Origin of the sequence: Paenibacillus kyungheensis (assembly GCF_028606985.1) — a bacterium.
Taxonomy (GTDB): Bacteria; Bacillota; Bacilli; order Paenibacillales; family Paenibacillaceae; genus Saccharibacillus; species Saccharibacillus kyungheensis.
The window spans coordinates 2,894,493-2,906,246 of record NZ_CP117416.1 but is presented as its reverse complement, the minus strand read 5'-3'; the positions used below and the strand labels follow the sequence as shown (position 1 = coordinate 2,906,246).

Here is an 11,754-nt window from a genome sequence, read left to right as displayed (position 1 = left end):
ATGCAGCATAATAAAAAGCAAAAAGGCTGTCTACTGATCTATTCGGTAAACAGTCTTTTTGTTATGTATTGTAGAATGTGTCTCATTATTGGGTAATGCTTAAAGAGATATGTTGAAAAAGATATATTAGCAAACATCACAGTAATATATACCGCTAAGGAGGCAAATTAGATATGACTCATCAAGTAGAAAATGTTATCGAACATCGATTTGCTGAAGTAAATGGAGTGAAATTGCATTATGTGATCGGTGGAGAAGGTCCTACGGTTATGTTATTGCACGGATTCCCGGATTTCTGGTATACATGGAAAGAACAGATTCCAATGTTAATAGAAGCGGGGTATCGGGTGGTAGCTCCTGATCTGCGTGGATACAATCTTTCTTCCAAGCCAGAAGGTGTCGATCATTATAGTATTGATACATTATGTGCAGATGTTAATGGATTAATTGAGCATTTAGGCGAAGAGCAAGTGTTTCTGACAGGGCATGATTGGGGTGGTAATATCTCGTGGTATTTTACAATGATGTATCCGCATCGGGTGCGCCGTTTGGCGATACTCAATATGCTTCATCCCGAGCGTTTGCAGACAGGATTGCGTACATTGCCGCAACTGCGTAGAAGCTGGTATATGTTCTTTTTCCAAATTCCCAAGTTGCCTGAGAAAACTCTAGCACGAGATAACAATCATATGTTACGAACTATTTTCAAAAAAGAACCGAAAGAGCCTTTTTCCGATCAAGAAGTGCAAGTGTATCTCAAAGCTTTTGAGCAAAAAGAAACACTTAGTGCGGCTATTAATTATTACCGGGCCATGTTCCGCCGTTCAACAGAAACCAAAAAAGCACAGATGCACAAAATTGAGCAACCTGTACTTATTTTATTTGGCGATCTTGATCCACATTTATCTAAAGACCTTGCTGACCCACTACCAGAATGGGTACCAAATACAGAAATTCATCATTATGACGATGCAACACACTGGATACAGCATGATAAGCCAGCAGAAGTAGGCAATCGATTGATACAATTTTTTAGATAACGTTTTGCAAATCATACTTAAATAAACAGAAATCTTTTATATAGACAACTTATAACGTTTGCCCGTTATCGACAGTCACTAGCTGACCGGTCATTGATTCTTGTTGTAAAATAGCACAGATTAATGAAGCGATATCAGCAGGCGTTGATATTCGTTCTAACAATAACTGTGTTGTCAAACGTTTCATTTTGTCTTCATTTCCAGTCCACCACCGTGTATCTACTGCACCCGGAATAATGCAATTAACGCGTATATGTGGAGAAAGTGCTCTTGCTAACGATTTGGTTAACGTATGAACAGCACCTTTGGAGACAGCATAAGGAAGCGAAGAACCGTAGCCTGTACTGCCTGCAATACTACCTAGATTGATAATAGATCCTTGATGTGCCTTTTTCATCCATGGGGCTACCGCTTGAGCACAATAAAACATTCCTTTGACATTAATATTGTATAGCTCATCCCAGATATCATCAGTGATCTGTTCCAAATCAGCAAAAGGCAGTTGTCTGGTTATACTGGCGTTATTCACCAAGCCATCGATTCTACCATACGTATGGATGACTTCTGTAATCATATCTTGTACTTGATGTTGCCTAGATACATCGGCTTGAATCGTGATAGCTTGTCCACCATTTTGTGTAATCTGTAGAGCGGTTTCTTCTGCTTGTAGCTGTGAACGGGAGTAATTGATAACTACTTTTGCTCCTTTTTCAGCAAGTTGTAAGCACGTTGCTTGTCCTATTCCTGTGCCTCCGCCTGTGACGATGACGACTTTGTCAATCCAGTCCATGTTTAGCGCTCCTTCAGCTTTATACTCGTTTGTTATTTCTTTGTATAGTGTAAAAGAAGATAAAAGGTCTGTATAATAGTTAGAAATGATATTGGGTATTAAAAATAATGATATCCAAATGAACTGTGTTATACATATAAGAGAAATAGTAAAGAAAGGTGGCAATGGGTTTGGAAAGTAGTGATTTGCGTATTTTTCGGATTGTAGCTCAAGAGCAATCTATTTCCAAAGCGGCACTGAAAATGGGATATGTACAGTCGAATGTTACATTACGTATTCAGAAGTTGGAAAAAGAACTGGGTCAATCTCTATTCGATCGTAGTAATAAAGGCATAACGATTACAGAAGCAGGGCAACAATTGTGGAGCTATGCAGATCAGATTGTAGATTTATTAGATGAAGCTACTCGCGTTTTGAAAGTAAAGCTGCCGTCATATCAATTACAATTAGGAGCGACACCGACTGTAGCGGCTTCCAGATTACCGCAGTGGTTACTTGCTTATTATAAAGAAAATAGGGATGTAGACGTATCTATTCAAACGCATGGACAGATTGAACTAATGAATCAAGTTGTTAATCATAAGTTGGATGGAGCTTTTATTAGCAGTCAATACCATCATCAAGATATTCAATCGGTCTTTGAATACAATGAACAATTAGTTATTGTATCTGCTGGTCATATTCATACCGAATCAGAATTACTCCAACAACGGTTAATCGTTAATACATTTCCTGATTGTCCGTATCGAAAATGTTTAGAAGAGTGGTATCACACTAAGAGTAAAAGTCATTCCCTTCAACAACTACCTCGTGTAATAGAAGTAGATACAGTAGAAGCTATTATTCGTGGAGTCACTGACGGACTAGGTATATCTTTATTGCCGGAGCGGATCGTTCGTTCTTATGCTCAACTTCATAGTCATACGTTACCAATACCGTTGCAACAAGCGCGTATTCAATTTGTGGTTTCGAAGCAGAATCCGCCTTCTATAACGTTATCTGCATTTATCAATCTGCTAACCCATAGTGAACATTAATTGATGATTTAGTGAAATGTTATCCTATTCACTTTGCAGAACTTGCAGATTAGATGTAGGTAAACTATAATATATGAATAAGTGCTCATATGTTATTTTAATCAATATAATATCTATTAATAAAGAATAGAGGTGCAGGTCAATGAGTAGTAAAAGTCATACCCATGAAGAACATACTGCATGCGACCACGATCATGAAGATCATCAACATTCTAAAGGGAAAAAGCATAGTCATTCGCACAGTCATGGGCATTCCCATGGACACGGACATTCACACTCGCATGGACATGGTGCTAACAAAAATGCGTTGAAATTATCGTTCTTTCTGATTGCAAGTTATATGATCGTCGAAGTTATCGGTGGACTTATGACCAACAGTCTTGCTTTGTTATCGGATGCAGGGCATATGCTTAGTGATGCAGCAGCTCTTGGACTGAGTTATCTAGCGATGACATGGGGTCAGAAACAAGCCAGTAAATCCAAAACGTTCGGTTACAAACGATTCGAAGTCTTAGCTGCTTTTATTAACGGTCTAGCTTTGTCAGTGATTTCTATTTATATTTTCTGGGAAGCTTTTCAACGCTTTGCGAATCCTCCAGGGGTTATGAGTGGGGGAATGTTAACGATTGCTGTTATTGGATTGCTGGTTAATATCGCAGCGGCATTTATATTAATGAAAGGCGATACTTCGGAAAACTTGAATATACGTAGTGCTTTTCTACATGTGTTAGGAGATCTACTGGGTTCAGTCGGGGCGATTGTTGCCGCTTTGTTAATTATGTTCTTTGGTTGGAATCTAGCCGATCCGATTGCAAGTGTAATTGTAGCAGTATTGGTAGTGCTTAGTGCATATCGTGTGACCCGCGATTCGATCCATATTCTAATGGAAGGTACACCTGTTACTATCAACACCGATGAGTTAGAACAGTCTTTGCTTCGTATAGACCATGTTGTAGAAGTACATGATCTGCATGTATGGGCGTTATCTTCGGATATTATACTGTTAAGCTGTCATATCGTTACTGAAGATCAGGCTTATCATAGTGTCGTTATGCAGCAAGCACAGAAATTAATTAAAGAAGATTATGAAATTAAGCATATTACTATCCAGATGGATACACCGGGTATTCAGTGTAATATTGCGCATCAATAGCCGATGAACATCAAAAAGGGATCTACACTGTCATGGTGTAGATCCCTTTTTGTATAGTGATAATCGGAAGCTATAAAGTAAGTCGAAATATCAACACTTCTATTTCAGTCGCTTACATTAGCTTGTGTATACATCAAATTGCTTTTATTTATGGGTTAAATGTTCATGGGTCTGTAGAAAAATTTCTTCTACATGATAATCATCTAACGAATAAAAAACCGTTTTACCGACTTTGCGTCGCTTCACAATACGCATATTACGTAAATAACGCAATTGATGCGAAATAGCAGACTGAGTCATATCTAATACACTGCACAGATCATGAACACATAACTCTTTTTGCGACAGAGCATAGATTAATCTAATGCGTGTTGGATCTCCTAATGCTTTGAACAATTCAGCCATATCGACAGCAGTTGTACCGTCAATAAGCTCATCTTTTATTTGTGCAAGCATCTGTTGTGAAGCTTCACTGCTATGGTTACACTCGTCTATAATAGCATCCGACTCCAATATGCTCACCTTCCTAACACGAAGTAATAAAGTTGTATAGAATCTTTTTCGTACATCTAGTATACCAAAGATCGTTGAGATTACGAATAGCATAATATTTATAATCAATTGCAGAGTAAGAAGAAAGGTGAAAAATAGAGCGCATCACAAAAAAATAACCTTCTATTATCAAACGTATTAGTCTATACTAATATATAACGTATCAGTGTATACTAATATGATAACGAAAGGATGTACAATAATGGAAACTAAAATGGAAAATAACAATTGTATCGAAACCAAAACATCGCTAGATACTCGCACCAAATTTATACGTGGATTTTCAGATAAAACACGTCTGCAAATACTAGATTGCTTATTGGAAGAAGAAAAAACAGTAAGCCAAATTGTAAATGCTATTAAGGGAAATCAATCGAATATTTCTCAACATTTATCTTGCCTTAAAGGATGCGGCATTATTACAGGGCGACAAGAAGGAAAATACGTCTATTATCAGCTAGCAAATCAAAAAATCAAATTATTATTGACTATGTTCGACGAAGCCTTAGAAGAAGTTGAATCTAAAGTAGCTTGCTGTGAACAAAATGAAACATTGCTTCCTACACAGGGCGGTGTAGAGCATGGAGCATAAAGAAGAAACCAAGTCATGTTGTTCTACAGCTTCTACGTGTTCAAGCAAGATCAGTGCTACAGATCAAGAGCGTACTAATGATACTGTATCTCTCAGTGCATCTCCTCCTTCTTTTCTAGCGGTAAATGGAATACCGTCTACTGAATATGCTATTCAAGGTATGGATTGTCCTTCTTGTGCAATGACGATTGAGAAAAGTCTTAAAAAATTAAAAGGCGTGCAATCGGTTCAAGTTCATTTCTCTACAGGCAAAATGAATATTGCAGCGACTACTGAACCTGATCGAATTATGCGTGAAGTGAAGCGAGTAGGCTTTGGTATAGCTCCTACAGCAGAAGATCAGATATCGAATCAGCCTACATTTTGGCAAAGTTGGCTACCTACATTATTATCTGGAGGATTGCTAATTATTGCTTTTATCTGTACATGGTTATCGGTTTTACCGATGATTGCAACGATATTATATGGTGCTGTTCTTGTGATCGGTGGATACAAACCGGTTAAAAGTGCTTTTTTTGCAATCAAAAGTGGATCACTTGATATGAACGTATTAATGTCTGTAGCCGCGATAGGTGCTGTATGTATTGGACAGTGGGGCGAAGGGGCAACAGTGGTCTTTTTGTTTGCACTAGGAAACACGTTGCAGCAGATGTCATTGGAGCGTACCCGTCATTCTGTCAAAGGATTACTAAATCTGGTTCCTGCGTCTGTATGGATCATGCAAGGGGAGAAGATGATCCAACGTTCTGTAGACGATATAGCGATCGGTGAGACCATTATCGTCAAAGCAGGCGACAAAATTCCTTTAGACGGAATTGTTACTACAGGAGAGTCGCATGTAAATCAAGCACCGATTACAGGAGAATCACAGCCGGTAATCAAGCAAAATGGAGATATTGTATATGCAGGTACATTAAATGAAGAAGGATTGTTAACGATTCAGGTGACCACTACGGTCAAAGATACTGTAGTAGCGCGTATGATTCATATGGTTGAAGAAGCACAAGCTAACAAATCTCCACTACAAGCACTGGTAGATCGATTTGCCAATAGATATACACCGATCGTTTTTGGATTAGCGATTATTGTGTCTGTTGTGCCACCTTTAGTATGGAATGCCAGTTGGTCAGAATGGTTTTATCGCGGATTGGAATTGTTAGTGATTGCATGTCCTTGTGCATTAGTAATCTCAACCCCGGTTGCGATTGTATCAGCGATAGGAGTTGCAGCCAAGCAGGGAGTGTTAATTAAAGGTGGCTCTGCGTTGGAAGCGATAGCAGGTTTGCAGATGATAGCCCTGGACAAAACAGGCACATTAACAGAAGGCAGACCTCATGTAGTGAACACGTATCCTGTAGCCGTTACAGAAGCGGAGTTATGGAGTATTGCCAGTTCGATCGAACAGCAATCGTCTCATCCTATTGCTCTAGCGATTACATCGTATGCAGAACAACATCATATTCCGCAATTACCTGTAACTTCTGTACAGACTATAGCAGGAAAAGGTGTACAAGCTTGTATAGATCATCAGACGTATTATGTAGGACATTACGGATGGTTAGAAGAGATAGGCGCGCCAGTACAGTATATTACAGAGCAAATGCAACAGCTTCATGATAAAGGTGTATCTATTATGGTTGTCGGTTCTATCGAACGTATTCTAGGTATTATTACTGTTGCTGATCAAGTTCGCTCTACAGCGTCAGAGACATTGCAACAATTAAAATCAGCAGGAATCGAATCAACGGTAATGTTAACAGGAGATCATGAACGTATTGCTCATCAAGTGGCTAATGCAACAGGAGTAGATCAATATTTTGCTCATTTGCTACCCGCCGATAAAATGAACTATATCAAAAGCTGGCAACAGACAGGTAAAAAAGTAGCGATGGTAGGCGATGGAATCAATGATGCGCCTGCACTCGCAACAGCCGATATCGGTATAGCGATGGGCGGAGCAGGAGCAGATACAGCGATTGAGACGGCGGATATCGTACTGATGGCAGATCATTTAGAAAAATTACCTTATGCAATTAATCTAAGTCGTCAGACGTTACGTATTATCAAACAAAATATTTGGTTTTCGATAACGATCAAATGTATCGCTTTATTATTTATTTTTCCCGGTTGGCTTACATTATGGGTAGCTGTATTAAGTGATACAGGGGCAGCATTATTAGTGATTTTAAACAGTTTAAGAGTACTCAAAAGTAAGTAAAAAGAACAGGAGCCTTCGAAGTTAGATGAAGGCTTTTTGGTTTTGAAACAGTTTTTTGTAAAATAATTGATGACAATAAATTTACTATTGTCATCTTTTTTATTGTAAGACTGTCACCTTAAAAACTGGCGAAAATCACGAAATATACACATTTTTAGCGAAAAACAAGCAAAAAAGTTTGTTATAAAGTTTGACAAGATACATCCTTATGCCTTAAAGTGGTCAATAGTTACAAAATATTAATATTTGCCGAGTTTCAAATTTGAATTCCAAATTGATTTACTCTATAGGCATCGAAGGGAGAATTTTTTTAGTGAAGAAAGTCGTATTATCGCTACTTGGCGCTGCAATCATTTTCTCAGCTCAGCCAACAAATACTTTTGCTAGCACATCTAATCTTGATCAAGCCGTCAGCGGTGTAATGGGAACACCTTACGTTTGGGGAGGTACAACAACCAACGGATTCGATTGTTCCGGTTTTACACGCTACGTTTTTAATAAATTCGACATAGAATTACCGCGCACAGCTAGTGTGCAAGCGAAAATGGGTACATACGTATCAAAAAGTAATTTAAGTGCTGGTGATCTTGTTTTCTTTAATACAAGTGGACGTGGAATATCTCATGTAGGCGTTATGGTAGATGGTAGAAATTTTGCACATGCTTCAACAAGTCATGGTGTAACGATCAGCAGTCTGTCTGAAGCTTATTTCCAAAATCGTTATGTAACGGCAAGACATGTTGTAAGTCAATGGGCATATCAAAGTATGATGGAAGAAAAATAAAAAAAGACCGCGATTATGATCGCAATCCTTTTGAACGTTATACGTATATTTATCACATAAGCTGTGAATATTCCAAATCCCTTGGTCATCATAAGGGATTTTTATTTTGTCTATGATTAGATTCTCCAGCTTCCTTGCAATCTGCGGATAAGTACAATTTGACCGGCATGATAAGCATCATGAGGAAGCCAACGCGCAATAGCTTGTCCCCACGTCTGATCGCCAGCAGGGCGAATCTCCTGTAATTTTATTTCATCCCATTTGGCAAGTTCTAACTCAATCGCTCTGGCAAGTCGTCTGATCTCTTGAAGAGCTTGTTGCCATTGTTCTTCATGGTCTGCACTATCATGATACTCAAAAGTTTTATTGTTATTTTCGGCACGAGGGCCTGGGTCAATATTTTGCATATGACATAATAATTCATGATTGTAATAATTCATATGATGTACCAATTGCCAGATACTATTGCCGCCACCAGGTGGAATCCATGCGGCTTGTTCACTTGTAAGACCTTCTAACGCTACAGATAAAGGCACAATCCAATCTTCGTGTTCCCAAATATCTTTTTTCTGCAAAAGAAGTAGATCTAACATGTTCGTATTCGTCATAAGATCCTCCTAATTGCCAGTAGATGTAACTGGCTAATGATATACTAAAGCGTTACAATACATATACCACAAAACAAAGCAATGTAACCATCTTTTTATGATAAAGATCGTTACTAATTATCAAACATCAAGAAAAAGGCAAAAGGAGTACAGGTCAATGGATACTTTATGGACAGATTTTATCAACAGCGATTGGCATGATTTTCGAGAAAGTGGTAAGCATGAAGATCGCTTGGTACTGACTTCATGGCAACAACGTTTTGTAGAGGATTGGAAATTAACAGCATCTGTTCCGGCATCAACAAGCGAGTTACAGTCATTACACTCACTGCGAAAATTACTGCATGATTATGCAATAGCGCTTGCCAACGGTTCGTCAGCAGACCAGATCAACTGGGATCAATTGAATAAGATTATGGCACAAGTTCCTGTGATTAGACAGTGGAATAATAGTGATGGAAGCAGACAGTTAGCCTATGTACCGTTAACTGGGGATTGGAATAGCGTGATGGCTGATATTGTATCGGATTTCGTGCATACTGTGCTAGATCAAGATATTCATCGTATTCGTATCTGTGATAATCCAGACTGTCGCTGGGTCTTTTATGATGATACACGTAGTCGTACCAAGCGTTATTGTGAAGATAAAACATGTGGGAATTTAATGAAAGTTAGACGATTCCGCGCTAAAAAAGGCTCCCAAAAATCCAAATAAAGTCATATTTTTACATTGAAATCATTATAATCATTGACAAAAGCATAGATTACATACATTATAGATATTATATATCTTTAATAGACTTTGAATAATGAAAGAGGGATACCATGACAAACGATATATCAAATGATTTATTTCATCCGTTAGTATGGGAGCAAGCATGGGCGAATGATTCGTTTACAGCGGTGAAACAAATGAAAGCATCAGGCATAGACCCTGCTCATTCATTTGATACCAAAGCAGTCTCATTTAACAAAGACGTATTCTCGGCAGAAGGTCAACAAAGAACTACACGAATCCTAAATTGGATTCAAGGACAAGGCGTTCCATTTGAAAATGCTTCTATTCTTGATATTGGAGCAGCATCTGGTGGATTTTCGATTCCGTTTGCACAGCGAGGTGGAATGGTCACATCGGTTGAACCTTGTGTTCCTTTACAACAATTGTTACAAGAAAATGCAGATCGTATGGCTTCAGGTAAAGTTACGATTGTGCCAGAAGAATTTCAAGATATTGATGTTACAGCTAAAGGGTGGAATCAAGCTTTTGATCTAGTATTTGTCTCGATGTGTCCAGTCATCTATGATTGGCCAAGTGTAGAGAAAGTACTACAATGTGCTAGTCAATTCTGTTATATTAGTTCAACTGCGGGGCCAAGAGAAAACAGTCTGGTGAATGAAGTGTTACCGCTTGTCAGTGAAGATAACCAACCGATACAACATCATGGTTCAGATATGGGGTATTTACTTCATTTGTTATATTTAAAAGGGTATGCATACGAGTCAATTGTTACGCATGAAATGAAAACAGTTGAAATGTCCAAGCACGATGCGTTACAACATGTGATGATGATACTTCATTTACATCAGGTTAATATACGTGCAGATGCCAAGCAAGTGATCTCCGATTATTTAGATCAACAATATCCTTCAGGTATTGTATCGATTCAAGAAGGCGGACGTTTTGGCAAAGTATTGATACGACTGCAAGATCGCAGCATGTATACGATGGAAATCCCAGCAAATATATCCGCTCAATCATAACTTTAAAAGAATGATCCTTCATTAATAAAGGGATCATTCTTTTTGTATTGCAGCGTATCTACTTAAAGGAGTAATAGATTTTTGACTCTTTTGACAAACAGTTGCTCTGCTTCAGACGCCGTATTATTACGTGAGGTGACAGACCATAGATAAGAAGGGTCTTCCGCTGATATTTCAAAAGGTATTGTGACAATCCCTCGATTTTGAGACATCGTATACCCGCGAAACGAATAATCGGTACCAATTGTTACTGCTATATCTTCTTTGACGGCTTTGAGAATAGCTTCTACATTATTACTTTGAAATAAAATATCCGGCTTATCTAACGTGTTAACAAAAGCGATAATATATGGATCGTTATATAGTACAAACGGATAGTCTTTCAAATCTTGCAAAGTAACTGATGATTGGTTGGAGAGAGGACTGTGTACACTAACACCCAGCACCATATTATCTTTCATTAACGGCTCAAATATCAGATCTGATGTAGTAGGTAAATGATGTTCTTTTAAAAGAAAAAAGCCGATATCACTACGTTCATGCTCCACATCATCAATTACAGCATCTGTACTATTTTCTTTGATTTCTATCCGGCTATTTGGAAATTCTTTTTTGAGTTCAGTGATTACATCTATTAATAAAGAGATCGGTCCGGGAATCGTAGAAATGCGTAATTTGGCATTATTCATTTCCCGATAACTTTGCGCTTCTGATTTGAGTTCTTCGATTTGCTTGAGAATTCGACTGGCTTTGGTAATGATGCTTTGTCCTTCAGGAGTCACAGTAGTTCCCGAGCGAGAACGTATAAATATTCGCATACCGATTTCTTGTTCAAATAAAGAGATCGCACGACTGACTCCGGTTACTGTAATATGACAATTTTCAGCGGCTTTGGTTAATGATCCGCATTTAGCTACTTCAATAATATATTCCATTTGCTCTATATTCATATGTAATCCTCTCATTTTCCGCTTCCATATTGTTGATGATTGTTAATAATAATAGTTGATGATCATTAGCTTAATTTTAAGTGAACTAAAAGATTATACAAGTCTACTTATGGTAGATATAGTGTACTACAAGTATATGTTATATTGAGACTACATAGCTATTCTTTTCGTTATTCGTTGGAATCTAGATCCCCATACAAGCGAATAATCCTAACCAACCTATGCGTACACAGGTTGGTTTATTTACGAGTTAACCTTATTTTACGACT

Annotated in this window: 12 protein-coding genes; 8 read left to right on the top strand and 4 right to left on the bottom strand. The window is 38.1% G+C overall.

The genetic code is table 11. The features are described 5' to 3' along the window. Positions 1-173: 173 nt before the first annotated feature. Positions 174-1,040 carry an alpha/beta fold hydrolase gene (locus PQ456_RS12345; protein WP_273612553.1) on the top strand — a complete coding sequence of 289 codons (867 nt, stop codon included), beginning with the start codon at positions 174-176 and terminating at the stop codon, positions 1,038-1,040. Between the two features lie 49 nt (positions 1,041-1,089). Here PQ456_RS12345 and PQ456_RS12340 read toward each other — a convergent pair whose 3' ends face one another. Continuing rightward, entirely contained in the window at positions 1,090-1,830 is a 741-nt protein-coding gene (locus PQ456_RS12340) for an SDR family NAD(P)-dependent oxidoreductase (protein ID WP_273612552.1), read from the bottom strand. A gap of 170 nt (positions 1,831-2,000) precedes the next feature. Here PQ456_RS12340 and PQ456_RS12335 point away from each other — a divergent pair, with 170 nt between their 5' ends. Further along, positions 2,001-2,867 (top strand): LysR family transcriptional regulator, encoded by an 867-nt coding sequence (locus PQ456_RS12335; protein ID WP_273612551.1) that lies wholly within the window; start codon positions 2,001-2,003, stop codon positions 2,865-2,867. Between the two features lie 142 nt (positions 2,868-3,009). Beyond that, positions 3,010-4,020: a cation diffusion facilitator family transporter gene (locus PQ456_RS12330; RefSeq protein WP_273612550.1), complete on the top strand. Its 1,011-nt coding sequence runs from the start codon at positions 3,010-3,012 to the stop codon at positions 4,018-4,020. Positions 4,021-4,164: 144 nt separating this feature from the next. On the opposite strand, the gene PQ456_RS12325 is transcribed toward PQ456_RS12330, so the two are convergent. After that, positions 4,165-4,476 (bottom strand): ArsR/SmtB family transcription factor, encoded by a 312-nt coding sequence (locus PQ456_RS12325; protein ID WP_273616311.1) that lies wholly within the window; start codon positions 4,474-4,476, stop codon positions 4,165-4,167. Between the two features lie 298 nt (positions 4,477-4,774). On the opposite strand from PQ456_RS12325, the gene PQ456_RS12320 reads away from it, so the two are divergent. The 3 genes from PQ456_RS12320 (at position 4,775) to PQ456_RS12310 (ending at position 8,166) form a co-directional block, all read left to right on the top strand. Further along, positions 4,775-5,164, top strand: a complete 390-nt coding sequence (locus tag PQ456_RS12320) for an ArsR/SmtB family transcription factor (RefSeq protein ID WP_420540612.1) — start codon at positions 4,775-4,777, stop codon at positions 5,162-5,164. Further along, a complete protein-coding gene (locus PQ456_RS12315) occupies positions 5,154-7,382 on the top strand; it encodes a heavy metal translocating P-type ATPase (protein ID WP_273612549.1) in 2,229 nt (742 codons plus the stop codon). Before PQ456_RS12320 ends, PQ456_RS12315 begins: the two co-directional genes overlap by 11 nt. A gap of 313 nt (positions 7,383-7,695) precedes the next feature. Further along, positions 7,696-8,166 (top strand): C40 family peptidase, encoded by a 471-nt coding sequence (locus PQ456_RS12310; protein ID WP_273612548.1) that lies wholly within the window; start codon positions 7,696-7,698, stop codon positions 8,164-8,166. Positions 8,167-8,282: 116 nt separating this feature from the next. Here PQ456_RS12310 and PQ456_RS12305 read toward each other — a convergent pair whose 3' ends face one another. Next, complete coding sequence (locus tag PQ456_RS12305; protein ID WP_273612547.1) at positions 8,283-8,774, bottom strand: DinB family protein; 492 nt, start codon at positions 8,772-8,774, stop codon at positions 8,283-8,285. Between the two features lie 157 nt (positions 8,775-8,931). Between PQ456_RS12305 and PQ456_RS12300 the strand changes: the two genes are divergently transcribed. Together PQ456_RS12300 and PQ456_RS12295 are read left to right on the top strand one after the other, a co-directional pair. Then, entirely contained in the window at positions 8,932-9,489 is a 558-nt protein-coding gene (locus tag PQ456_RS12300) for a CGNR zinc finger domain-containing protein (protein ID WP_273612546.1), read from the top strand. Between the two features lie 110 nt (positions 9,490-9,599). After that, complete coding sequence (locus PQ456_RS12295) at positions 9,600-10,535, top strand: class I SAM-dependent methyltransferase (protein WP_273612545.1); 936 nt, start codon at positions 9,600-9,602, stop codon at positions 10,533-10,535. A gap of 62 nt (positions 10,536-10,597) precedes the next feature. Here PQ456_RS12295 and PQ456_RS12290 read toward each other — a convergent pair whose 3' ends face one another. Then, positions 10,598-11,485, bottom strand: coding sequence for a LysR family transcriptional regulator (locus tag PQ456_RS12290; RefSeq protein WP_273612544.1), 888 nt, complete (start codon positions 11,483-11,485; stop codon positions 10,598-10,600). Between the last annotated feature and the right edge of the window lie 269 nt (positions 11,486-11,754).